A 22098-nucleotide genomic window follows, 5' to 3' on the forward strand; every position below is an offset into this window, starting at 1 on the left:
TCGCGCCACTGCGCTCGTAGCAAGATAGAAAAACGTCTAAGTTGTGGGGAAAATCTTGAGCCGAATAACTGATTCTTTGGCCCCGAGCACTAAACCAAGATCAACAGCTCAGAAATGGACCGCTCGCACACGAAGTCGGGGACAACGTTCCTTGCCTCGATCGCGTAATCCCTTTCCCGTAGAATATCGGCCTGGCTCCAATGCGAGATGCGGATCAATCGATTGTACATCTCTCGGTCAGTATGTGCGCCGTATTTGGCCCAAACTGCAAAGCAGGAAGCACGTTTCGCCATCAAGACATCCTTTGCTAGACTGTCACCGACATAAGCGACGTTGAACATCTGTAAGCTTTGGCCTGCTACGATATCTTGCAATACGCGAGGGTTTGGCTTGGATTCGTGTGAGGGAATTTCCGTGACCAGAGCGCTCGTTGATCCACTCTCCAGTGAAGTCCATTTTTGCGGTCGCTGACTCTTGCCGCGCTCTCGGCAATAGACCATCTTGAAAACCTCAGAGAGACCCAAACGTTCAATCCTTCCAAGCGCCGCGAAATACGTACTGTCGGTGTAAGCAACCAAATCGATGCCGCGTGAGCGCAAGGTTGTCAGCGTCTCCTTAGCACCCGGGAACAGCTTTAAGTGCTCTTTCCGTCGTCTGTTGAACGCATGGAACGCGGGGTCCAGCATCTGCCATGCGGCGTCCTCTCCTTTGGAAAGCACAAGCCTTTGGACCGTTGCCGTCTCATAAAGGCTGAACGGATGCTCTACGTCGCGATGTTGAATGTGGATCTGCTGTATCTCTTCTAGGAGCTGTTCTTCGTCGCAGCCAAGTATGCTCGCAGCCACCTGGACCATTTCATAGAACGCCGGAAGAAAGGCGGCATACCAGTCGTAGATGGTGTTGTCCAAATCGAAGATGATGAGCGAAAATCTATTCATTGCGGGGTCAAATAAGATCGTTTCCGATAACAAACATGATGACCGCACTTACGACCAATACGACGATAACCGTCCAGTAAAAGGCGCTAATTTTTTGCTCCGCGTTCCGTCGGTTTGAGCCCGAATATTGAGTTCGACCTTCTAGGATGGATGTCTCGGCATCGGAATGCCTGCTAAAATGTGAGATCGCTTGAGTCATTCCTTTGCTCAAGCCGAGTTGCTTGCGGAGGTGGACTTCCTCTAAGTCTTCGCCGAAAGCAACCGCCCCACGCAGCATTTTGTGATAGACTCCGAGGTCGAGCAGTTTGACGGCGTACACGGCCGCTGCTGCCGCGAGTATAATCAACTCGGCGACATGGACGGCGTAGGCATGACCAAAGAGCTTGGCTGGAAATACATATCGAGCTTCTGAACTTCCTCTTGAGAAAAGGAAAATGGCTAGACCAAGCGACGCCGCGACAAACGTCAGACCCAGCTGCCGGGATTTGACGCTCATCTCATTAAAGTGCATCTGCGTATCGACGGCTTTGGCCCATATAGTCACGATGTTTTCTGCGAACTCATTGCCTGTCTCGGACGCATTCTGTTTATCTTGGTCCATAGTCGTCCTCGGAATGTAAGGCTCGGACCCATTACTCCTTCGCCTTCTTGTGAGCCCCCAGCGTTAGCCAGCCATTGAGCCGCTCTTTCGTCATCTTACCAACAATTGCGCAGCCGAATAGCGCGGTTTGCCCACTGGGCAAAGATAAGCTCTCTGAGTGACCCTTTTGGGGGATCTTTACTTCCCCTCCAGAGCTGTTTCGTCGGCTGGCAGTTGGATAGCGGTGCCATCAGCAGAAAGAACCTCAAACTCCGGCGCCTTCCCGCTGACCTTTTGGATGAATTTCGTCGGGTCTTCAGGATCGACGAACAGGGTCATGCTCTGACCATCTCGGAACACCACCTCAAAGCGCTGTGTGTCCGGGTCCACAGTCAGGCGCAACTCGCTGATCAACGATTGCAGCCTCGATGCGATCTGGGACCTGAGCTTGTACACGTCTCCACCTCTGGCGGCCCGCACACGCTCGATCAGCTCCGCGACCTGCTCGGGACTTTGGTAATACGTCAATGCCGTCTGGTCGAGGATCGCAATCTCGTGGCGCAGCTGCCGCTCCTGCTTCTTCGCTGCGACCAGCTCCAGTTCAGCCTTCTTGATCCGCTCGGCAATGAAGGCGCTGTCAAAATTCGCCATCTTTAGGCCGATCTCGTAGGCCTTGCGCTGCTCGTCCTCCAACAATCTCACTTTACCCACGGCAGCATCAAGATGAAACGCCACCTCATTGCGCTTTGTCGAACGCTCGCTCGACGAGACGAGCGATGCCAGATCAAGCTGCTCGACGAACGACAAGAACGTCGACTCGAACTGGTCGTAACGCCAGCGGCCCGTCATCACGCAACCATCCTCGCGAAGCGCATTCGAGCACACGAGGTACGTCCGTCCTCTGGGAGGTGCACCCTTGTTTTGATAGTGCATTGATTCGCCGCAGTAGTCGCAGACGGCTAACCTTGAAAAGAGGTTTGTATACTGCTTGCCCTTTCTGCCGCCCTCCGGATGCGACTTTTTTCCCTTTTCGTTTTCGGCAGTCCGCCACCGTTCGAGGCGGCCGCGCTGAGCCGTTTCGAACACGTCCTGCCGAACGATTTGGGGGAAGTAGTCTTGGATCGGCTCACCCTCGGGAATTCGCTTACCACCCTCCATTCGATTGGGCTGATACGTACCAATTGACGTAGGGCTGCTGAGGATCTTGTTGACCGTCGAGTTCTGCCAACCCCCTTTGTTCATAAAGGTCGGGATGCCATCATTGTTGAGGCGTCGGACGATCGTGAACGTTCCGTATCCGGACGCAGCTTCGTCAAAAATCCTGCGGACGATCGCCGCCCGTTCTTCGATAATCTCGAAGCTTCTGCGGTCTGCTGAAAGGCGCAGCCAGCTCGGGCACCGGGCCGTTAACTTCTTCTGGCGCGCACTGGTACGTTTTGCGGCCCACGCACTCTTCAGGCGATGACTTTTTACGTCCGATTCCTCGTGGCTCCGCTGCATGATAGTCAGCGCCATCAGTAGGCGGTAAAAGTCCGTCGTTTCCGCTGTGAAGACCTCTTGAGGATTCATAGTGACCAAGACTATCCCCCCATTGATCACCGCTAGGAAGGGCTCCAGGGCCTTGGTCGGTGTTTGCCGACTTATCCGATCGATGGACTCGACCAGCAAATACGAGCCGCGCTCGATTTTTCCATCCCGAATGGCGGTCAGAAACCGTCCGAGCCCGCCCGACGCCAGATTTTTTCCTCGAAAGGCCGAGACGCCGAGGTCGTGGAGATCGGGATCGTCGACCAATTCGAGGCCGTGCTCCTCGGCATATCTGCGGGAGGCATCAAGCTGCCTGCGGAGGCTATCGCCCTTCTTTTGCAGATCGGTTGACATGCGGACATAAGAGAAGGCCTTAGGTCGGGGATGTGGGGCAGGGATAACCATCTAGGATCATTAGTAGATTTTTATTTAATTGTCCACCATATCCTCATGATCGGCGCGCCCGGCGCCGGCAAATCGATGCTGGCGGCACGGCTGCCCTCGATCCTGCCACCGCTGTCCCCGGGCGAGTTGCTCGAGGTGTCGATGATTGCCTCTGTTGCCGGCGAGATTGAGGGCGGCGCGCTGACGGCGCGGCGGCCGTTCCGATCGCCGCATCATTCCGCCAGCATGGCCGCGCTCACCGGCGGCGGCATGCGCGCACGGCCCGGCGAGATCTCGCTCGCGCATCAGGGCGTGCTGTTCCTCGACGAGCTCCCCGAATTCGATCCGCGCGTGCTGGATTCGCTGCGCCAGCCGCTGGAGAACGGCGAGGTCTCGGTGTCCCGCGCCAATCACCGCGTCACCTATCCCGCACGCTTCATGCTGGTCGCCGCGATGAATCCCTGCCGCTGCGGCAATGCGTTCGAGCCCGGCTATGCCTGCAAGCGCGGCCGCATCGATCGCTGCACCGGCGACTACCAGGCCCGCATCTCGGGGCCGCTGATGGACCGCATCGATTTGCGCATCGAGGTTCCCGCGGTAACCGCCGCCGATTTGATCCTGCCGCCGCCGGCAGAGGGCTCGGCCGAAGTCGCCGCCCGCGTGGCGGCCGCCCGCGACATCCAGCTCGCGCGCTACGCGGACGCCGGCCTGCCGAAGGTTCGCACCAACGCCGAAGCCCCGGCCTCGGTGCTGGAGGAGATCGCCAAGCCGGATGCGCAAGGCCAGAAGCTGCTGCGCGACGCCGCCGAGACCATGCGGCTGTCGGCGCGCGGCTATCACCGCGTGCTGCGGGTGGCGCGCACGCTGGCCGATCTCGATCGTGCCGACAAGATCGGCCGGCTGCATCTCGCCGAGGCGCTGTCCTACCGCGCGCTCGCGGAGGATGTGCGCCAGTTGGCGTGAGCGATGCGCCGCAGCAGCTTTCTCAACAACATCGCCATGCCCGAGAGTGAAGCTATGACCGACGCCAATGCCTGCACCATCAGATTTGTTCGTGCGTCCCAATATGCCGATTGGCTGAGGTCGTACGAGCTGTGGGTCAACGGGACCAGCGTTGGGAAGCTTGCACGCAACGACGTGTTGGAGATCACGCTGCCGGCCGGCACCTGCACGATCGATGCGAGCATTGATTGGGGCAGGAGCCAGCCGCTCGTCGTTCGCACCAGTCCCGGCCAGACCGTCGAGATCGAGGTCAGGAACAGGTGGGGTGCCTGGGCGGCGCTGTGGGCGATCAGCTTTGGCAGGAACAGCTATTTGGTTCTCACTGAAGTCGAGCGAAAAACCAACAAAAGCGCCTAACCGACCGAGACTCTCATCCCCCGATACCGGCATCAACCCGGCGGTAACGAGTTTCCTTTACGCTCTGCAAACCATAAGGCCCATCAGTTCCCGCCACGAGTTTCCCCAGGGCCTGGCGAGTAGCGTGTCATGTTGCGTTTCAAGATCCTGGCCTCGGTTGTTCCCCTGTTGGCGGCCGCGGTGTTTGCTCGCAGTGAGATCGGATCGGTCTCGCATCCCTGCATCGCCCTCGGCGACACCTCGGTCGAGCTGACGTCGCTGTTCTGGACCGCCGGCGTGCATGTCGCCTTCACCGATGATCCCGCGCGCGCCACGGTGCGGGTTCAGATCACCGAGGACGCCGACGCTGCCGACTTCGCCGTCGTCGACGACGGCCCCGGCTCGGAATCGGAATCCTGCCAGGCCAACCCCTCGACGCGCCTGATCTCGATTGCCGCGCAGCCCGTCGACGGCGGTCAGGTGATCTTTCTCTCCAGCGAAGGGCCGGCGGATTACCGCGTCTATGTGCGCTCGAAGACCTTCTCCCAGCGCGAGGCGGCGGCGCTGATCGTCGGCGCCCGCGGCGGCCAGCGCCATCTCCAGGCCGCTTCGCTTTGAACCGCCTCGCTCTGCGCCGTTAACACCTCGTCAACCCTGTTTGGAGGCGGTCGCAGGGCTTCAAACTGTTCGCAAGGTCGGCGGCACATCGTCGTCGACAGCGAGCACAGCGTTTTAAGAAAAGAGTCGGGTCGGTGGCGATGGATCGGACGTTCCGGATCAAGGTGCGCATGCGCCGCTTCAGGCGACAGTACCCAAAAATCGCCTTCGCGATCCGCTCCATCATGATCTTCTCGGCGACCTTCGGCGGCGCCTATGGATTTGTCTCCGGCAGCCGGTCCGAGACGTCCGGCTACGATCCCAATGCGTTTGCGATCGGCGCCAGCTTCCTGTTCGCGCTCGCCTGCCTCGGCCTCGCCACGCTCAGCATGCGCCTGCGCTTCGTCAACAAGCGGATGCGTGCGCTGGCTGCCCACAACGAAACGCTGATCGACCGCAATTGGGAGCTGAAGGAAGCGGAAGAACGCGCTCGCAGCCTGTTCGAACAGCAGGGCGATCTGATCGTGCTGCGCGACACAAGCGGCCGCATCACGTTCGCCAACGACGCCTATTGCGCGCTTGCCGGACAGGCGCGCGGCGCGCTGGTCGGCACGCGCTTTGATTTCGACGTGCTGGAGCAGGGCGACAGCGCCCGCGAGAGCAACGGCACGCGCATTCACGACCAGAAGATCGCAACCCCGCTCGGCGCGCGCTGGATCGCCTGGCGCGAAGGCTATGTCCGCCTCGACGCCGGCCAACCCGCCGAATTGCAAAGCGTCGGACGCGACGTCACCGACCGCACCGAGACCGAGCGGGCGCTGTCCGAGGCCCGCGACCAGGCCGACGCCGCCAATCGGGCCAAATCGCGCTTCCTGGCGATGGCGTCGCACGAGATCCGCACGCCGCTCAACGGCATCATCGGCATGGGTGGGCTGCTGCTCGACACCACGCTGACGCCGGAGCAGTCGACCTACGCCAAGGCCGTGAAGACCTCCGGCGAAGCGCTGATGGCGCTGATCGAGGAGCTGCTCGACTATTCCAAGATCGAAGCCGGCAAGCTCGATCTCGAGCAGCGACCCTTCGCGCTCTCGGCCCTGATCGAGGACATCACCGAGCTGCTCGCGCCGCGCGCGCAGGCAAAGCAGCTCGAGATCGCCGCCTATGTCGACGAGCGGCTGCCGCTCGAAGTGGTCGGCGACGCCGCGCGGCTGCGCCAGGTGCTGCTCAACCTCGCCGGCAACGCCATCAAGTTCACCGCGAGCGGCGGCGTTGCGCTGATCGTCGAGCCCGGCATCTGGCCGAACGAGATCAGTTTTCTGGTGCGCGACACCGGCATCGGCATTGCGCCGGAAGCGCAACAGCGCATCTTTCGCGAATTCGAGCAGGCCGACGAACGCGTCGCCCGCACCCATGGCGGCACCGGCCTCGGTCTCGCCATCAGCGAGCGCATCGTCAAGCGCATGGGCGGCCGCATCACGCTCACGAGCGAGCCGGGCAAGGGCGCAACCTTCGAGGTCGCGGTACCGCTGGTGTCATCCGCCGTCGACGCGGAACAGACGGTGTTCCCGAGTCCCGACCTCACAGGCAAGTCGATCCTGCTGATCGCCGACGGCATCGAGGCCTCGCTGATCGCGCGGCGGCTGGAGCGCTGGGGTGGCCAGACCTGCATGGTGACGGACGCGGCGGTGGCGGAAGCGCTGCTGCCGGAACGCTCATGGCATTCGGTGCTGATCGATCGCGCGCTCGGTGCTGCCATCGTCGACCGCCTCGGCGAAGCCGCACGCAGCCATGCGACGCAACGCCTCGTGCTGCTGACGTCGGGCTCGCGCCACGAGAAACTCTCGCCGGCCTTCACCGGCTTCCTGGTGAAGCCGCTGCGCGCGGCCTCACTCGCCGCACGCCTCGCGCTGCCCCCGGAGGTCGCCTCGCCCGATCTCGCGCCGGAGCCGTCGGCCCCATCCACGGGCGCGGTAGCGGCGAAATGCCTGTCGGTTCTCGTCGCCGAGGACAACGAGATCAACGCGCTATTGATGCGCTCGCTGCTGACGAAACTCGGCCACCGCGTCGTCATCGCGATCAATGGCGAGGCCGCGCTGGAATCCTGGCTCGGCGCGGCATCGGCCGGCACGCCCTATGATCTCGTGCTGATGGACATCCAGATGCCGCAGCTCGACGGCATCGAAGCGACAAAACGAATCCGTGCGCATGAGGCAGTGAGAGGCGGCCACCACACGCCGATCCTCGCGCTCACCGCCAACACGCTGGTGGAAGATCGCTACGCCTGCTTTGAAGCGGGCATGAACGGGTTTCTGATCAAGCCGCTCGATCGCGAGAAGCTGGAAGAGGCGCTGGCCGGGCTGGCGGCGGCGCGGCAGCTGGCGGTTTGATCCGGATTTCTTGGGAACCCGATCTCGGCCGGCAATCGACAATTGAAATCGAGCGCGTCGCGCGTCACCATCCTCTGGGGCATTTTGAACAGAGGATTTCGCATGAACCTGCTGTGCCGCCTCGCCTTCGTGATCCTTCTCTGTGGTTCCACTCCAGCCGCCGCGGCCGATAGCTCGCAGCTGATCGCCTCGCTCAAGGAAGGCGGCTACGTGCTGGTGTTTCGCCACACCGCCACCGACGACAGCCAAAAAGATGTCTACCCTTTCAAGTTCGACGACATGAGTGCCCAGCGTCAGCTCAGTGAAAAGGGCCGCGACATGGCGCGTCAGATCGGAACGGCCATCAAGGAGCTCGCGATTCCGATCGGCGACGTCTACACCAGCAAGCTGAACCGCGCGATCGAGGCGGGCAGACTGATCTCCGGCCGCGAGGTCAAGCCGGTCGATGCGTTGACGGACAGCAGCAACGCGAGCGCGTCGGGCATGGCAAATCCCACCGGTGCCAATGCAAAGGCGGGCCAGGCCGTGCGGCAGCTCGTCGATGCGCCGCCCAAGGCCGGCACCAACACCGTCCTGGTCACCCACAAGACCAACATCGCCGATGCCTTCGGCAAGGAAGCCGGGGACGTGCAGGAAGGCGAAGCTTTCGTCTACAAGGCCGGCGGCTCGGGTCCTGCAACCTTTGCAGGACGCATCAAGTTCGCCGACTGGACCGCGAAAGCAGACAAGTGACGGCCCGGAATTCGGGTGAACATGCTCTGGCCACAGAAGGGTTGGCGAACACGTGAGAACATCGGAAGACCGCTCATTCCTCATCTTGCTTGCCGCGATCTCCCTTGCCTTCGGGTGGGTGCTTTGGCCGTTCTCCGGCGCGTTGTTGTGGGCCACGCTTCTGGCGATCATCTTCGCGCCACTCTATCGACGGGCCCTGGAAACGCTTCCGGGAAGGCGCAACTTGGTCGCATCGTTCACTGTCGTCGTCGTGATCGTCATGGTCCTCATCCCGGTGGCGGTCGTCATCGCCTCGCTCATCGACCAGGGTGGGGAGCTGTATCAGCGCGCTCAGAGTGGAGAGATCAATTTCGCTCATCCCCTGCAGCAGCTGAAATCCGCGCTGCCCGCCTGGGCTGCTTCCCTATCGGATCGCCTGGCCGGCATCGATTTTTCGGCCCTGAAGGAACGTCTGTCGAGTCTGGTCGTACCTGCCGGCCAACAGCTGGCGGGGCACGCCATCAACATCGGTCAGTTGACGCTGGAGTTCGTCGCAAGCTTGCTCGTGATGTTGTACCTGCTGTTCTTCCTGCTCCGCGATGGTGACGAGCTCAACGCGCGGATTCGCGACGCGCTTCCGCTGCGGCCGAGCCACACCACCGAGATTCTGAATGCATTCACCCTCGCGGTTCGCGGGACGATCAAGGGGATCGTTCTCGTTGCGCTGATTCAGGGAGCGCTTGGCGGGCTGATTTTCTGGGTGCTCGGCTTGACTGCCCCGCTGCTGGCGGGCGCCCTGATGGCGCTGCTCTCGCTTCTGCCCGTGCTCGGCTCTGCGCTAGTTTGGGTTCCGGTCGCGCTCTACCTGCTTGTGGCAGGCTCAGTCACGAAAGGGATCATCCTGCTCGCCTTCGGGATCTTCGTGATCGGTCTTGCGGACAATTTTCTCCGTCCGATCCTGGTCGGCCAGTCGATCCAAATGCCGAGCTATGTCGTGCTGCTCGCGACCGTAGGCGGCCTTGCGGCTTTCGGAGCGAACGGGTTCGTCATCGGCCCGCTCGTCGCCGCGATGTTTCTCACGGCGTGGCACATCTTCATCGGCTCGAAAGCGCGACAGGAGGCCCGGAAATGATCGTCATGTCGAGTTACTATCCGGCGGCCAGCCGAGCGCCGAATCCGGCCGCCCCCGAATGTTACGCGGCGTGAGCAGCAAACCGCGGCGCGGACAGCTTGGCCGGCGGCGCTGGCGTGCCCTTGAATTTGGTGTCCGCCTGGGCCGCGCGCTTGCAATGCGGGCACACGAAAAGATGCGCGATGATCGGGGCCGGCTCGTCCGCCAGCAGCTCGGAACGGAACCACTTCATCTCGATATGGCAATCCGGGCAGGTCGGTGCTTCCAGCTGCTCGGCAGCGCTTCTGAGACGATCAACCATGGGGCCCGTGTGCGTTTCCGAAAGCCATAACCAAATACCCCTCGCCGGTCTGCAACAAAAGATACTCAGCCCGAAATTTAACAAGGACTGCGTTCGTCAAGGCAGTTACAGCCGCCTGAGCGCCACGCTTGCCACCGTGTGGTCGGCGCCCTTCTTCAGGATCAGGGTCGCGCGGGGACGGGTCGGCAGGATGTTATCCTCCAGATTGGCGAGGTTGGTGCGTTCCCAGATCGCGATCGCGGTGGCGGTGGCTTCCTCGTCCGACAACAGCGCGTAGCGGTTGAAGTAGGATTTTGGATTGGTGAACGCGGTGTCGCGCAGCGACAGGAAGCGCCGGATGTACCACTGCCGCAGCGCGGCCTCGTCAGCGTCGATATAGACCGAGAAATCGAAGAAGTCGGACACCACGGGCACGGCCTTGCCGTCACGCGGCAGCTTGCCGGTCTGCAGCACGTTGACGCCCTCGACGATCAGGATGTCGGGCTGGTCGATCTCGGCCCACTGGTTCGGCACGATGTCGTAGGTCAAATGCGAATAGACCGGCGCGCGCACATGGCGGCGGCCGGCCTTGATGTCGGAGAGGAAGCTGAGCAGCAGCGGCAGGTCGTAGCTCTCCGGAAAACCCTTCTTCTGCATGATGCCCTGCCGCTCCAGCACGGCATTGGGATACAGAAATCCGTCGGTGGTGATCAGCTCGACCTTGGGACGCGGCGACCAGCGCGCCAGCAGCGCTTGAAGTACGCGCGCCGTGGTGGATTTTCCAACCGCGACCGAACCGGCGACGCCGATGATGTAGGGCATCTTGCGATCGCGGATATTGAGGAACTGGCGCTCCGCGTAATAGAGCCGCTGCATCGCATCGACATAGATCGACAGCAGGCGCGACAGCGGCAGGTAGATGTCCTCGACCTCCTGCAAGTCGAGGCGGTCGTGCAGCGAGCGCAGCCGGTCGAACTCGCCCGGCTCCAGCGTCATCGGCGTGTCGTCGCGCAGTCGCGACCACTCCTCGCGCGTATAGACGCGGTACGGATTATACTGCTGCTCGGGTGCGCGGATATCCATGACGCGACTCTCCACCTCGGCTAGCTGCCGCCCTTGCGCGACGCCTTTTCTTCCAACCCTGACATATTGGTCCGCTTGTCCAATGCGGCCTCGACCTCTTCCAGCTTTACGCCGCGGGCCTTGAGCAGCACAAGGAAATGATAGAGCAGGTCGGCGCCTTCGGCGATCAGATGCGCGCGATCGTTTTCGACTGCTGCGATTACGGTTTCGACTGCTTCCTCACCGAACTTCTTGGCGCAATGTTCGGCGCCCTTGTCGAGGAGCTTGCGGGTATAGGACGCCTCGCCACCCGCTGCCGCGCGGGCATCGATGGTCTCGGCCAGATCGTGGATCGTGAAACGCGGCATACAAATACTCGGAAAACGCGCCTTGGCCGGTATTGGCCGTCTATCCGGCGGGATAAGCCGTCCCCACCGATCATGTAGCATTTTTATCGACGGGAGTCGTCAGGCATCGAGGCGCATGGGCAGCCCGCGCCGGGACATGTGCTCCTTGGCTTCGCGGATGGTGAATTCCCCGAAATGGAAGATCGAGGCGGCCAGCACGGCGGTGGCGTGGCCGTCGCGAATACCGTCGACGAGGTGGTCGAGATTGCCGACGCCGCCCGAAGCAATCACGGGAACGGGAATGCTGTCGGCGATCGCCCGGGTCAGCGGGATGTCAAAACCCTGCCGCGTGCCGTCGCGGTCCATCGAGGTCAGCAGGATTTCACCGGCGCCGAGCGAGACCACCTCCTGGGCATATTCGATGGCGTCGATGCCGGTCGAGTTGCGGCCGCCATGGGTGAATATCTCCCAGCGCTCTCCGCCACCGGCGCGCTTGACCCGCTTGGCGTCGATCGCGACCACCACGCATTGCCCGCCGAATTTCTCGGCGGCTTCCTTGACGAACTCGCGTCGCGACACCGCGGCGCTGTTGATCGAGACCTTGTCGGCACCCGCGCGCAGGAGGGTCTTGATGTCGTTGACCTCACGCACGCCGCCGCCGACGGTCACAGGCATGAAGCAGGCTTCAGCGGTGCGCCGGACCACGTCCAGCATGATTCCGCGATTCTCATGGGTCGCGGTGATGTCGAGGAAAGTGAGCTCGTCGGCGCCGGCTGCGTCATAGGCGATCGCCGCTTCGACGGGGTCACCGGCATCGCGCAAATCGACGAAGTTGACGCCCTTGACGACGCGGCCGTCCTTGACGTCGAGGCAGGGGATCACGCGCACCTTGAACATCGGAGGTCTCCTAGGCCGCGGCGCGGATCAGGGTAAGGGCGGCTGCGGGATCGAGCCGGCCATCGTAAAGCGCGCGGCCGGCGATCGCGCCGGCGAGCTTTTTCGCGCGCGGCGTCAGCATCGCCTTGACGTCCTCGATCGAGGCGAGGCCGCCGGAGGCGATCACGGGAATCGAGATGGCATCCGCCAGCGCGATGGTCGCATCGAGATTCAGGCCCTTGAGCAGGCCGTCGCGCGCGATGTCGGTGAAGATGATGGCGGCGACGCCGGCATCCTCGAACCGTTGTGCGATCTCCAATACCGTCACCTGCGAGGTCTCGGCCCAGCCTTCGACCGCGACCTTGCCGTCGCGTGCATCGAGCCCGACCGCGACACGGCCGGGGAATTTTCTGGCGGCCGCCTTCACCAATTCGGGGTCGCGTACCGCGGCGGTGCCGATGATGACACGGGTGATGCCCTTGTCGAGCCAGGCTTCGACAGTCGCGAGATCGCGAATGCCGCCACCGAGCTGCACCGGAATCGTGATCGTCTTCAGCATCGCCTCGACGGCCTGCGCATTCACAGGCTTCCCGGCAAACGCGCCGTCGAGATCGACGACATGGAGATACTCAAAGCCCTGCGCGACGAAGCTCTCGGCCTGCGCGGCGGGATTGAGATTGAACACGGTCGCGCGCGCCATGTCGCCCTGTTCGAGGCGCACGCATTGGCCGTTTTTGAGGTCGATCGCCGGAAAGAGAATCACGGTTTCCATCGCAAAAAGTTCGAGATCAGGGCCAAGCCAAAGCGCTGGCTCTTCTCGGGGTGAAACTGCGTCCCGATCGCCGTATCCTTGCCGACGATCGCGGTGACGGGCCCGCCGTAATCGGCGCGCGCGAGCACGTCCGCCTCGTTGGCGGCGTTGAGGTGGTAGGAGTGCACGAAATAAGCGTGCTGGCCCTTGGGGCCGAGCGGCAGCTTGTCTAGCACCGGGTGCTCGCGCAGCACATCGAGCGTATTCCAGCCCATGTGCGGGATCTTGAGGCTCTCGTCGTTCGGCGTGATCTTCTCGACGTCGCCGCCGATCCAGTTCAGGCCTTGCGTGATCACATGTTCCTTGCCGCGGGTGGCGAACAGCTGCATGCCGACGCAGATCCCGAACATCGGCCGCGCCTTGACGCGCACCGCTTCGGTGATCGCCTCGACCATGCCGTTGACGGCATCGAGCCCGCGCCGGCAATCGGCGAAGGCGCCGACGCCCGGCAGCACCAGACGGTCGGCGCTGTAGGCCTGGTCCGGATCGCTGGTGACGAACACCTTTTGCGGGTTGTCCATGCTGCGCGCGGCGCGTTCGAACGCCTTGGCGGCCGAATGCAGATTGCCGGAACCGTAATCGATGATGGCGACGCTCATCTTGACCCTCCCGGTTCTGGAAACAAACCAATGATGCCACCCGCCGGCATCGGCGGCGGGTTGGAGAATTGCTGACCCGGCACGTTGCGGGTCGGCGGCGGGCCGCCGCGATCGACGGCCCATTGATCGTTGACGATGCCGCGCTGCTTCTGGCTCCAGCGCTCGAAGAAGCGGCGCTCGGCGGTGTCCTCGTCGTCGGAAATCACCACGTCGAGCTGCCGCCATTTACCGCGCGACAGCGTCCAGCGGCGCAGGCTGGAGGCCTCGAATCCCATCAGCAGCGCGACGATGATGTCGGCGAAGAAGATCGACGAACGGCCGACGCCGAGGCTGGACAGCCCGACATTCAAGACGGCAACGAAGATCAGCCAGCCGATCAGCGCCAGCCACAGCCGATTCCACAGCAGCCAGAACGGTCCGAAGATCATCGCCCAGAAATGGAAGCCGTCGCGCACGAAGACGAACTTGTCGGTCGCGCGCAGATCGGCTCCGGCAGGTGAGGGAGCATGAACTGTGTAGACGGACATGGCGATGCCCCGTTCCCTAGGAATTCAGTGATACCGCAAACGGCGCGGGCCGCGGGCCGAAAGATGTCAGCCGCCGAGCGAGCCCTTGGTGGACGGGATTTCGCCCAGAGCCTTCGGATCGATCGCGATGGCGGTGCGCAGCGCCCGTGCCAGACCCTTGAAGCAGGACTCGGCGATATGGTGGCTGTTATCGCCATATAGGGTCTCGACGTGAAGAGTCACGCCCGCGTTCATGGCGAAGGCCTGGAACCACTCGCGCACCAGCTCGGTGTCGAACTCGCCGATCTTGTCGCGGGGGAAGTCGACCTTGAACACCAGGACCGGGCGGCCCGAGATGTCGATGACCACCCGCGACAGCGTCTCGTCCATGGGCATGTGCACGCCTGCATAGCGGGTGATGCCCGCCATGTTGCCGAGCGCCTGCTTGACGGCCTGGCCGAGCGCGATGCCGGTGTCTTCGGTGGTATGGTGATGATCGATGTGCAGATCGCCGACCGCCTTGACCGTGAGGTCGATGCGGGAATGGCGGGCGAGGAGATCGAGCATATGGTCGAAAAAGCCGATGCCGGTCGCGATATTGGACACGCCGGTGCCATCGAGGTTCACGGTGACCTCGATGTCGGTTTCCTTGGTCTTGCGCTTGATCGTCGCGGTGCGCATCAAAACTGGCTTTCATCCTCGTTCGGGGCCGAAAACGCCGGTCTTTTAACAGCCAAATGACGCCTTCGCTACTGCGGGAACGGCGGGCCGGGCCTCTACTTCTGCCTATGGTGAGCGAAATTGGTCCCGGAGCGGCCCGTTGTGCCCCCGCTCCCGACCGCCTAAATCAGCCCGGACAACGAGGATCATTCATGCAGGCTTCCCAGAACAGCTCGCCGGTCTGGCACGGCACCACGATTTTGACGGTCCGCAAGGGCGGCACGGTGGTGGTCGGCGGCGACGGCCAGGTCTCGATCGGCCAGACCGTGATCAAGTCCAACGCCAGGAAGGTCCGGAAACTCGGCAAGGGCGACGTCATCGGCGGCTTTGCCGGCGCCACGGCCGACGCCTTCACGCTGTTCGAGCGGTTGGAAGCCAAGCTCGAGCAATATCCGGGGCAATTGACCCGGGCCGCCGTCGAGCTCGCCAAGGACTGGCGCACCGACCGTTATTTGCGACGGCTGGAGGCCATGATGATCGTCGCCGACAAGGACGTCTCCCTGGTGCTGACAGGCACCGGCGACGTGCTGGAGCCCGAAGCGGGCGTGATGGCGATCGGCTCCGGCGGGAATTACGCGCTAGCGGCCGCCCGCGCCCTGCTCGACACCGACAAGGACGCCGAGACCATCGTCCGCCGCTCCCTCGACATCGCCGCCGACATCTGCGTCTACACCAACCGTAATGTTACCGTCGAAGCGCTGTCGGCCGGGTAGGCCATGACCCCCGCCTACACCTTCCGCCAGATGACCGCGGCCGACCTGCCGTTGATCCGGCGATGGCTGGGCGAGGCACATGTGCGGGAATGGTGGGGCGATCCGGACGAGCAGTTCGCGCTCGTGAGCGGCGATCTCGATGACCCCGACATGGACCAGTTCATCGTGTTGGCCGACGGCAAGCCGTTCGGCTATCTTCAATGCTACCGCCTGACCGCCTGGAACACGGGTCTTGGGCCGCAACCGGAGGGCACGCGTGGCATCGATCAATTCATCGGCGAAAGCGACATGATCGCGCGCGGGCACGGTTCGGCATTCATCCGCCAATTCGCCGACGCGCAATTGCGGCAGGGCCTGCCGCGCATCGTCACTGATCCCGATCCGCTCAACGTGCGCGCCGTGCGTGCCTATCAGAAGGCCGGCTTTGTCCGCGAGCGCATGGTCGAGACGCCCGACGGGCCCGCACTCCTGATGGTACGCGAGCCATGACGCTGGCAACCACGCATGAGAGCAAGGCCGCGTTTCCACCGCTCGCCTGGGTCGGCATCGCGCTGCTGCTGCTGGCGATGCAGGCCTCGATTCTGCTGGCGATGGGCCGGGTGCCGATCTGCACTTGCGGCTATGTCAAGCTGTGGCATGGCGTGGTGAACAGCTCGGAGAACTCGCAGCACATCGCCGACTGGTACAGCTTTTCGCACATCCTGCACGGCTTCCTGTTCTACGGACTGACCTGGCTGCTGTTCGCGCGCCTGCCGTTCGTGTCTCTGTCCTGGCCCGCGCGCCTGATCATCGCGATGCTGATCGAGGGCGCCTGGGAGATCGTCGAGAACTCGCCCTTCATCATCGAACGCTACCGCGCCGGCACGATCTCGCTGGATTATTTCGGCGACAGCATCGTCAATTCGGTCTCTGACAATCTGTCCATGATGCTGGGCTTCCTCGCTGCGCGCCTGCTGCCTGTATCGGTGACCGTCCTGCTCGGGCTCGCCTTCGAAATCATGCTGGCGCTCCATATTCGCGACAATCTGACGCTCAATATCCTGATGCTGATCCACCCGGTCGAGGCCGTGAAACAATGGCAATCGGGTCCGCCGATCATCTGACGCAAAAAAGCGGCTTGTCCCGCCCCGCATCTGATCCTAGCTAAGGTCCCATGACAGACTTCTCTCCCCGCGAAATCGTTTCCGAACTCGACCGTTTCATCGTCGGCCAGGCCGATGCCAAGCGCGCCGTCTCGATCGCGCTGCGCAACCGCTGGCGGCGGCAGCAGCTCGAAGGCTCCTTGCGCGAAGAGGTGCTGCCGAAGAACATTTTGATGATCGGCCCGACCGGCGTCGGCAAGACCGAGATCGCGCGGCGGCTCGCCAAGCTTGCCAACGCGCCGTTCCTGAAGGTCGAGGCGACGAAATTCACCGAGGTCGGCTATGTCGGCCGTGACGTCGAGCAGATCGTGCGCGATCTCGTCGAGGTCGCGATCGCCCAGGTCCGCGAGCGCAAGCGCAAGGACGTGCAGGCCCGAGCGCAGCTCGCCGCCGAGGAGCGCGTGCTCGATGCCCTGGTCGGCGCCAATTCCAGCGCGGCGACTCGGGACTCCTTCCGCAAGAAGCTGCGCGCGGGCGAGCTCAACGACAAGGAAATCGAGATCGAGACGCAAGGCGGCGGCAGCGGCTTTCCGATGTTCGAGATCCCGGGCATGCCCGGCGCGCAGATGGGCGCGGTTTCGATCGGCGACATCTTCGGCAAGCTCGGCGGCCGCAGCAAGACGCGGCGGCTGACGGTGGAGAGCTCGCACGAGATCCTCGTCAACGAGGAATCCGACAAGCTGCTCGACAGCGATCAGTTGACGATGGAGGCGATCAGCGCCGTCGAGAACAACGGCATCGTGTTCCTGGACGAGATCGACAAGATCTGCGCCCGCGAAGGCCGCGCCGGCGGCGACGTCTCACGCGAGGGCGTGCAGCGCGACCTGCTGCCGCTGATCGAAGGCACCACGGTCTCGACCAAGCACGGCGCAGTGAAGACCGACCACATTCTGTTCATTGCCTCCGGCGCCTTCCACGTCGCAAAGCCGTCCGATTTGTTGCCGGAACTGCAGGGCCGCCTGCCGATCCGCGTCGAGCTGCAGGCGCTGACCCGCGACGACATGCGCCGCATCCTGACCGAGCCCGAGGCTTCGCTGATCAAGCAATATGTCGCGCTGATGCAGACCGAGGGCGTCACGCTCGACATCACCGACAATGCCATCGACGCGCTTGCGGACGTCGCGGTCGCCGTCAATTCCACCGTCGAGAACATCGGCGCGCGGCGGCTGCAGACGGTGATGGAGCGGGTGCTGGACGAGATCTCCTTCACCGCCCCCGACCGCAGCGGCGAGACCGTCAGGGTCGACGCCGATTTCGTGCAAAAGCACGTCGGCGACCTCGCCAAGAACGCGGATCTGAGCCGGTTCATTTTGTAATTTGACCGGGCCGCGCTATTTATTCCGCCGTCGTCCCGGCGAAGGCCGGGACCCATAACCACCAGCGGTTATTGTTGGAAGAGATAGCGGCTCCAGCCTTGGCTCAAAGCAAACATTCGTGGCTATGGGTCCCGGCCTTCGCCGGGACGACAGCGGAAGGTGCCGCGCGTCGAGTGCCACATGTTCGCTGACTTTCAGAAAAACCCCTGGCGCATCCTGCTCGCGATCAACGCGGCGGTCATCGTCGGCGTCTTCGTTCACAAGATCCAGCTACCGCCTTACGTCCCCTACATCCACCTCCTCGTCGACTATCATTTCGGCTTCATCAAGCGCGCGCTGATCGGGGCGATCGTCGCGCTGTTCACCGACAAGGTGCCGCTATGGCTGGTGTTCGCGCTCGGCGGCGCGACATGGCTGGCGACGCTCGGGCTGTACGCAAGGCTCTTCCAGACAACGTTCGGCTTCACCGCGAAGACATTGCCGCTGTTCGTCTTCATCGCGGGCTCGCCGTTCTTCCTCAAAAACTTCATGCACACGCTCGGCCATTTCGATATCTATGGCTGCGCGCTGGCGATCATCCTGCTGCTGGTGCCGGCCGGCTCGCTGCTGTTCGTGGCGCTCGCTGCGCTGTTCTCGATCATTCTCATCCTGATCCACCACATCCATCTGCTGATGTATGTGCCGACCATCGTCACCATCGTCGTGATCAGGTATTATCTGATGCAAGGCTGCGATCGCACCAATGTCGCGTTCGGCATCATTGCTTTGGTTGCCGTCTCCGCGCTGTTCTTCGCCGCGCAATTTTGGGGAACGATGCCGATCCCGGAGGCGGATTTCGTTTCCTACCTGAAGAGCCGGATGGCCGTTCCGTCGCGGGCCGACCTGCTGCAGTTCGCCTACATCTGGTATCAGCCGCTGGCGCGGGAGATTTCCGACACCTGGGGCCGCCTGCCCCACAACATCCTCGGCGTGCCCGTGTTCGCGCTGCTGATCTGGCTGCACACACCGCTGTGGCGCTATTTTGCGAACCTGATCGCTGCGCTCGCAAGCGACACGCATCGCCGTCTCGTGGTCGCGGCGCTCGCCGGCGTCAGCCTCGCCTGTCTCGTGATGTTCGCGATGGTGTTCGACTATTCGCGCTGGATCTCGAACTGGGCGGTCTGCATGTTCCTGATCCTGCACGCGGTGAAGATGCTCCCCGCCGCGCGCGAGACGCCGCTGATTCCGGCCGAGGATCGGAAGACAAATATTTTGGGCCTGATCCTCACGCTGATCCCGCGCGTCGGCATCGTGCGGCCGTTCTAGTATCTCGCTCGCCTGATCCGCACGTAAAGCGCGCCCTCGTCGCCATGGCCGATACCGGCCTCTTCAAACCCCACAACGAAGGCGCGGAATTCCGGCAGGCTCAGCCATTCCGGCACCTGACGGCGCAGCACGCCGCTTTCGCCGCCGCTTCGGCCCTTGCCGGTGATCACGAGCACGAAGGTCAGACCATCATGGTGGGCGCGGTGCAGGAAGCCGGTCAGTGCGCGATGGGCGCGCATCTGGGTCATGCCGTGCAGATCGAGCCGCGCCTCGATCTCGCTACGCCCGCGCGACAGTTTTGTGCGCTCGCGTTTGCCGAGCGGCGCCAGCGGCGGCACGGCCGGCTTCGCTGCACGCGGTGCCGGGGCGGCGGCCATCGGACGTGGCGAGGACGCAAGCCGCGTGGCGGGCGCTGCGGGGGAAGGCTCGGTGCGCGGCGCGGCCTGCACCTTGGCGGCACGATGCTTCCTCAGCGGCTTGACCTGCTTGGCGATCGCATCCCACAGAGCGCGCTCTTCCTCGCTCAGCGCGCGACGGCGCGGCGAGGGACGAGGCTCCAGCACGGGCGGACGGGACGATCGCTTCATTGCTGCCGATGGGAACGATTTTTAACCGGCCGCCGCGGCTCCTGAACTGGCTCGATTACGGGACGCGGCACCGGTAGCGGGACTGGACCGGCGACAGCGACGGTCTCGCTCGTGCTTTGCGCCACGGCTGCCGCCGGCTTGTCCTTCGCGGTCTCCGTTTGCGGAAACAGCTTTGCGATCTTCTCCGAAGGCCGCGGGTCCGGCATCGGGAGCCGCGCGCCGCGCGCCGTGGGATCAAGGCCCTTCGGCACCAGCATCACGAAATGCATGGCATGGCGCAGCCGTCCGGAGACGCGGCCGGCCTCCTGACCCGCGCCGAAATAGAGATCGGCGCGCGCCGGACCGATGATGGCCGAGCCGGTGTCCTGCGCGATCATCAACCGATGGAACGGCGTCTTCGCGCGTTCGGAATCGATCGGCAGCTCGCCTTCGATGAAGAACGGCGTGCCGTAGACGTGGAGCGATTTGTCCACCGCGATCGAGCGGCCGGCCGTCAGAGGGATACCTTGCGCGCCGACCGCCTCCTCCTTGTCGGACAGATTGACCTCGCGGAAGAAGATGTAGGAGCGGTTCTGGCGCCGCAGCTCCTTGGCGCCGTCGGGAGTCTGGGCCATCCACTCCCTGATCTTCTGCATCGACATCTCTTCCTTCGGAATGATGCCGCGCTCGATCAGGATGCGACCGACCGCCGTATAGGGATAGCCGTTATAGGCATCGTAATTGAGCCGGACTGTGCCGCCGTCGTCGAACTTGATCCGCGCCGAGCCCTGGATCTGGGCGAACAGCAGATCGGTCGGGTCCTTCAGCCAGGCAATCTCGAGTCCGCGGCCGGCGATCTTGCCATCCTCGATCTCGGCGCGGTCGTAATAGGGCACGAGCTTGCGGCGGCCGATCTTGCGATAGACCGCGCCCTTGTTGGGCAGGCTGACCGAATCCTGCTTGTAGCCGCGCACGAACAGGTTCGACGGGCGGCGATAGACCGGGACGTTGTAGACATCGGTCTGCGTGCGCGATCCCTCCAGCACCGGTTCGTAATAGCCGGTGACGAAACCGTCGGGCTCGCCGAGGCGAGATATCCGCAGCGGCGCGAAATTCTCCTCGAAGAAGGTTTTGGCCCTGGCGTCGTCGGTAAGCTCGAGCGATTTGGCGACCCGGCAGGGTTCGGCCAGCGAGGCACCCAAAGCCTTCGGTTCGGGAGCGCCGGTCTGCGCGCTGATCGGACGGCAGCTGGCGCGAAAGGTCTTGTAGGCGGCGAGATGATTGTCATCGCCCCAGCCCTTCACGTCGGCCCAGGCCAGCGGCAGATATTGCGCGCCGGGAATCTCGAACGGCAGGGGAAGCTGCGGATACGGCAAGGCGCGCGGCGGCGCGGCAGGCAATCCCGGGAGATGATGGTGATGGCTGCGATAGTGGCGCCGCGCCGCCTCGGCGCCGAGTGAAAACGACGACAGCGCGACGGCACCTGCGCAAAGCGCCGTCGCGCTGGTCTTCAGGAAAGCCTTAATTCGCGCTTCCGGTGCCAACCAGCTTCCAGTTCGGATCGCGAGAGGTGATGTCGCGGGCGAAAGTCCAGATGTCGGTGATGTCGGCGACCGTGTCGGCGCTGCCGTCGACGATATTGCCGGCCTTGTCTCGGGTGGCCGAGATCATCTGCGAGACGAAGCGGATCGTGAGCTGGGCGGTGCGGTCGCGCAGCTCGGCGCCGACGAGCTCGGCCTTGTCGATCGAGACAAAGCGCGTCTCGGTCTTCTGCTCGTTCTTCTCGCGCTCCTTGATCGCGGCATCGAAGCTGTCATAGACCTCCGACGACAACAGGTCTTTCAGCGAACGGCGGTCGCCATTGGCAAAGGCCAGCACGATCATCTCATAGGCGCCGCGGGCGCCGGAGATGAAATGGCGCGGATCGAAGGTGGAATCCTTTTCGACAATGGAGTCGAGACCCTGGGCGAGCACGGTGCCCGGCTCGGTCAGGCCCTTCCAGCGGTCGGAGGGCGGGGCCGGCTCGGCCGTCGGCGCCAAGGGGGCCTGGTCGATGACCTTGCCCGGCATGGTGACGACGTTCTTGTCCTGGGCACCCTGGAGCGCGTTGCGGTCGAACGGCGGCCGCTCGTTACCGGTGCGCTGCCCCAGCACGCTGCGCAGCCTCAGAAAGATGAAGACCGCCAGCGCCAGGAAGATGATGGTGTAGATGTCCACGTCGTATTCGCTTTCTGGTCGTCTGTAGAAGGGGCCGTTCGAAG

At 63.1% G+C, this 22098-nt stretch carries 24 protein-coding genes and 1 pseudogene; 11 read left to right on the top strand and 14 right to left on the bottom strand.

Annotation, left to right across the window (positions count from 1 at the left end):
• Window positions 1–89: 89 nt before the first annotated feature.
• The 3 genes from AC0L3J_RS03590 to AC0L3J_RS03600 all read right to left on the bottom strand — a co-directional run bounded on the left by AC0L3J_RS03590 (window position 90) and on the right by AC0L3J_RS03600 (window position 3450).
• Window positions 90–938 (bottom strand): HAD family hydrolase, encoded by an 849-nt coding sequence (locus AC0L3J_RS03590; protein WP_473345974.1) that lies wholly within the window; start codon window positions 936–938, stop codon window positions 90–92.
• A 7-nt stretch (window positions 939–945) separates the two neighbouring features.
• Entirely contained in the window at window positions 946–1539 is a 594-nt protein-coding gene (locus AC0L3J_RS03595) for a hypothetical protein (protein WP_473345975.1), read from the bottom strand.
• A gap of 177 nt (window positions 1540–1716) precedes the next feature.
• Window positions 1717–3450 (bottom strand): recombinase family protein, encoded by a 1734-nt coding sequence (locus AC0L3J_RS03600; protein ID WP_473345977.1) that lies wholly within the window; start codon window positions 3448–3450, stop codon window positions 1717–1719.
• Between the two features lie 33 nt (window positions 3451–3483).
• On the opposite strand from AC0L3J_RS03600, the pseudogene AC0L3J_RS03605 reads away from it, so the two are divergent.
• From AC0L3J_RS03605 to AC0L3J_RS03630, 6 genes and pseudogenes are all read left to right on the top strand, one after another.
• Window positions 3484–4392: pseudogene (locus AC0L3J_RS03605) on the top strand (YifB family Mg chelatase-like AAA ATPase); the annotation flags it as partial.
• 3 nt (window positions 4393–4395) lie between these two features.
• Window positions 4396–4788 carry a hypothetical protein gene (locus tag AC0L3J_RS03610; protein ID WP_473345978.1) on the top strand — a complete coding sequence of 131 codons (393 nt, stop codon included), beginning with the start codon at window positions 4396–4398 and terminating at the stop codon, window positions 4786–4788.
• A 129-nt stretch (window positions 4789–4917) separates the two neighbouring features.
• Window positions 4918–5385, top strand: a complete 468-nt coding sequence (locus AC0L3J_RS03615; RefSeq protein WP_473345979.1) for a hypothetical protein — start codon at window positions 4918–4920, stop codon at window positions 5383–5385.
• A 140-nt stretch (window positions 5386–5525) separates the two neighbouring features.
• A complete protein-coding gene (locus AC0L3J_RS03620; protein WP_473346073.1) occupies window positions 5526–7751 on the top strand; it encodes a PAS domain-containing hybrid sensor histidine kinase/response regulator in 2226 nt (741 codons plus the stop codon).
• A gap of 102 nt (window positions 7752–7853) precedes the next feature.
• Window positions 7854–8483 (top strand): histidine phosphatase family protein, encoded by a 630-nt coding sequence (locus tag AC0L3J_RS03625; protein WP_473345980.1) that lies wholly within the window; start codon window positions 7854–7856, stop codon window positions 8481–8483.
• A 52-nt stretch (window positions 8484–8535) separates the two neighbouring features.
• Window positions 8536–9594: an AI-2E family transporter gene (locus AC0L3J_RS03630; RefSeq protein WP_473345981.1), complete on the top strand. Its 1059-nt coding sequence runs from the start codon at window positions 8536–8538 to the stop codon at window positions 9592–9594.
• 61 nt (window positions 9595–9655) lie between these two features.
• Here AC0L3J_RS03630 and AC0L3J_RS03635 read toward each other — a convergent pair whose 3' ends face one another.
• From AC0L3J_RS03635 to hisB, 8 genes are all read right to left on the bottom strand, one after another.
• Entirely contained in the window at window positions 9656–9895 is a 240-nt protein-coding gene (locus AC0L3J_RS03635; protein WP_085349253.1) for a hypothetical protein, read from the bottom strand.
• A 105-nt stretch (window positions 9896–10000) separates the two neighbouring features.
• Complete coding sequence (gene coaA / locus AC0L3J_RS03640) at window positions 10001–10957, bottom strand: type I pantothenate kinase (protein WP_007598451.1); 957 nt, start codon at window positions 10955–10957, stop codon at window positions 10001–10003.
• Window positions 10958–10977: 20 nt separating this feature from the next.
• Window positions 10978–11304, bottom strand: a complete 327-nt coding sequence (locus AC0L3J_RS03645; protein ID WP_007598445.1) for a phosphoribosyl-ATP diphosphatase — start codon at window positions 11302–11304, stop codon at window positions 10978–10980.
• A gap of 99 nt (window positions 11305–11403) precedes the next feature.
• On the bottom strand, window positions 11404–12180 hold the full coding sequence (gene hisF / locus AC0L3J_RS03650) for an imidazole glycerol phosphate synthase subunit HisF (RefSeq protein ID WP_007604055.1): 777 nt from the start codon (window positions 12178–12180) through the stop codon (window positions 11404–11406).
• A gap of 10 nt (window positions 12181–12190) precedes the next feature.
• Window positions 12191–12931, bottom strand: a complete 741-nt coding sequence (hisA, locus tag AC0L3J_RS03655; protein WP_473345982.1) for a 1-(5-phosphoribosyl)-5-[(5-phosphoribosylamino)methylideneamino]imidazole-4-carboxamide isomerase — start codon at window positions 12929–12931, stop codon at window positions 12191–12193.
• Entirely contained in the window at window positions 12919–13569 is a 651-nt protein-coding gene (gene hisH / locus AC0L3J_RS03660) for an imidazole glycerol phosphate synthase subunit HisH (protein WP_473345983.1), read from the bottom strand. Before hisH ends, hisA begins: the two co-directional genes overlap by 13 nt.
• Window positions 13566–14096, bottom strand: coding sequence for a DUF2628 domain-containing protein (locus tag AC0L3J_RS03665; RefSeq protein WP_473345984.1), 531 nt, complete (start codon window positions 14094–14096; stop codon window positions 13566–13568). Before AC0L3J_RS03665 ends, hisH begins: the two co-directional genes overlap by 4 nt.
• A gap of 66 nt (window positions 14097–14162) precedes the next feature.
• The gene (gene hisB, locus AC0L3J_RS03670; RefSeq protein ID WP_473345985.1) at window positions 14163–14756 is read right to left on the bottom strand and encodes an imidazoleglycerol-phosphate dehydratase HisB; all 594 of its coding nucleotides are present in this window, start codon (window positions 14754–14756) and stop codon (window positions 14163–14165) included.
• A 191-nt stretch (window positions 14757–14947) separates the two neighbouring features.
• Between hisB and hslV the strand changes: the two genes are divergently transcribed.
• The 5 genes from hslV to AC0L3J_RS03695 all read left to right on the top strand — a co-directional run bounded on the left by hslV (window position 14948) and on the right by AC0L3J_RS03695 (window position 19271).
• Entirely contained in the window at window positions 14948–15508 is a 561-nt protein-coding gene (hslV, locus tag AC0L3J_RS03675) for an ATP-dependent protease subunit HslV (RefSeq protein WP_354172020.1), read from the top strand.
• A 3-nt stretch (window positions 15509–15511) separates the two neighbouring features.
• Window positions 15512–15997 carry a GNAT family N-acetyltransferase gene (locus tag AC0L3J_RS03680; protein WP_473345986.1) on the top strand — a complete coding sequence of 162 codons (486 nt, stop codon included), beginning with the start codon at window positions 15512–15514 and terminating at the stop codon, window positions 15995–15997.
• Complete coding sequence (locus tag AC0L3J_RS03685; protein WP_473345987.1) at window positions 15994–16611, top strand: DUF2585 domain-containing protein; 618 nt, start codon at window positions 15994–15996, stop codon at window positions 16609–16611. Before AC0L3J_RS03680 ends, AC0L3J_RS03685 begins: the two co-directional genes overlap by 4 nt.
• A 50-nt stretch (window positions 16612–16661) precedes the next feature.
• Entirely contained in the window at window positions 16662–17966 is a 1305-nt protein-coding gene (hslU, locus tag AC0L3J_RS03690; RefSeq protein ID WP_473288224.1) for an ATP-dependent protease ATPase subunit HslU, read from the top strand.
• Between the two features lie 180 nt (window positions 17967–18146).
• Window positions 18147–19271 carry a hypothetical protein gene (locus AC0L3J_RS03695; protein WP_473345988.1) on the top strand — a complete coding sequence of 375 codons (1125 nt, stop codon included), beginning with the start codon at window positions 18147–18149 and terminating at the stop codon, window positions 19269–19271.
• Here AC0L3J_RS03695 and AC0L3J_RS03700 read toward each other — a convergent pair.
• From AC0L3J_RS03700 to AC0L3J_RS03710, 3 genes are read right to left on the bottom strand one after another with little or no spacing between them, the layout of a single operon-like run.
• Window positions 19268–19858, bottom strand: a complete 591-nt coding sequence (locus AC0L3J_RS03700; protein ID WP_473345989.1) for a Smr/MutS family protein — start codon at window positions 19856–19858, stop codon at window positions 19268–19270. The two genes, AC0L3J_RS03695 and AC0L3J_RS03700, sit on opposite strands and share 4 nt — an antisense overlap.
• Complete coding sequence (mltA, locus tag AC0L3J_RS03705) at window positions 19855–21381, bottom strand: murein transglycosylase A (protein WP_473345991.1); 1527 nt, start codon at window positions 21379–21381, stop codon at window positions 19855–19857. Before mltA ends, AC0L3J_RS03700 begins: the two co-directional genes overlap by 4 nt.
• Entirely contained in the window at window positions 21359–22054 is a 696-nt protein-coding gene (locus tag AC0L3J_RS03710) for a Tim44/TimA family putative adaptor protein (protein WP_473345992.1), read from the bottom strand. Before AC0L3J_RS03710 ends, mltA begins: the two co-directional genes overlap by 23 nt.
• Between the last annotated feature and the right edge of the window lie 44 nt (window positions 22055–22098).

The organism is Bradyrhizobium sp. Kon37, from assembly GCF_055807535.1.

What these genes read in the sequence shown, in the direction of transcription:
- AC0L3J_RS03590 (WP_473345974.1), bottom strand. Translation starts at nt 938, where the DNA reads ATGAATAGATTTTCGCTCATCATCTTCGATTTGGACAACACCATCTAC.
- AC0L3J_RS03595 (WP_473345975.1), bottom strand. Translation starts at nt 1,539, where the DNA reads ATGGACCAAGATAAACAGAATGCGTCCGAGACAGGCAATGAGTTCGCA.
- AC0L3J_RS03600 (WP_473345977.1), bottom strand. Translation starts at nt 3,450, where the DNA reads ATGGTTATCCCTGCCCCACATCCCCGACCTAAGGCCTTCTCTTATGTC.
- AC0L3J_RS03610 (WP_473345978.1), top strand. Translation starts at nt 4,396, where the DNA reads ATGCGCCGCAGCAGCTTTCTCAACAACATCGCCATGCCCGAGAGTGAA.
- AC0L3J_RS03615 (WP_473345979.1), top strand. Translation starts at nt 4,918, where the DNA reads ATGTTGCGTTTCAAGATCCTGGCCTCGGTTGTTCCCCTGTTGGCGGCC.
- AC0L3J_RS03620 (WP_473346073.1), top strand. Translation starts at nt 5,526, where the DNA reads ATGGATCGGACGTTCCGGATCAAGGTGCGCATGCGCCGCTTCAGGCGA.
- AC0L3J_RS03625 (WP_473345980.1), top strand. Translation starts at nt 7,854, where the DNA reads ATGAACCTGCTGTGCCGCCTCGCCTTCGTGATCCTTCTCTGTGGTTCC.
- AC0L3J_RS03635 (WP_085349253.1), bottom strand. Translation starts at nt 9,895, where the DNA reads ATGGTTGATCGTCTCAGAAGCGCTGCCGAGCAGCTGGAAGCACCGACC.
- coaA (WP_007598451.1), bottom strand. Translation starts at nt 10,957, where the DNA reads ATGGATATCCGCGCACCCGAGCAGCAGTATAATCCGTACCGCGTCTAT.
- AC0L3J_RS03645 (WP_007598445.1), bottom strand. Translation starts at nt 11,304, where the DNA reads ATGCCGCGTTTCACGATCCACGATCTGGCCGAGACCATCGATGCCCGC.
- hisF (WP_007604055.1), bottom strand. Translation starts at nt 12,180, where the DNA reads ATGTTCAAGGTGCGCGTGATCCCCTGCCTCGACGTCAAGGACGGCCGC.
- hisA (WP_473345982.1), bottom strand. Translation starts at nt 12,931, where the DNA reads ATGGAAACCGTGATTCTCTTTCCGGCGATCGACCTCAAAAACGGCCAA.
- hisH (WP_473345983.1), bottom strand. Translation starts at nt 13,569, where the DNA reads ATGAGCGTCGCCATCATCGATTACGGTTCCGGCAATCTGCATTCGGCC.
- AC0L3J_RS03665 (WP_473345984.1), bottom strand. Translation starts at nt 14,096, where the DNA reads ATGTCCGTCTACACAGTTCATGCTCCCTCACCTGCCGGAGCCGATCTG.
- hisB (WP_473345985.1), bottom strand. Translation starts at nt 14,756, where the DNA reads ATGCGCACCGCGACGATCAAGCGCAAGACCAAGGAAACCGACATCGAG.
- hslV (WP_354172020.1), top strand. Translation starts at nt 14,948, where the DNA reads ATGCAGGCTTCCCAGAACAGCTCGCCGGTCTGGCACGGCACCACGATT.
- AC0L3J_RS03680 (WP_473345986.1), top strand. Translation starts at nt 15,512, where the DNA reads ATGACCCCCGCCTACACCTTCCGCCAGATGACCGCGGCCGACCTGCCG.
- AC0L3J_RS03685 (WP_473345987.1), top strand. Translation starts at nt 15,994, where the DNA reads ATGACGCTGGCAACCACGCATGAGAGCAAGGCCGCGTTTCCACCGCTC.
- hslU (WP_473288224.1), top strand. Translation starts at nt 16,662, where the DNA reads ATGACAGACTTCTCTCCCCGCGAAATCGTTTCCGAACTCGACCGTTTC.
- AC0L3J_RS03695 (WP_473345988.1), top strand. Translation starts at nt 18,147, where the DNA reads ATGTTCGCTGACTTTCAGAAAAACCCCTGGCGCATCCTGCTCGCGATC.
- AC0L3J_RS03700 (WP_473345989.1), bottom strand. Translation starts at nt 19,858, where the DNA reads ATGAAGCGATCGTCCCGTCCGCCCGTGCTGGAGCCTCGTCCCTCGCCG.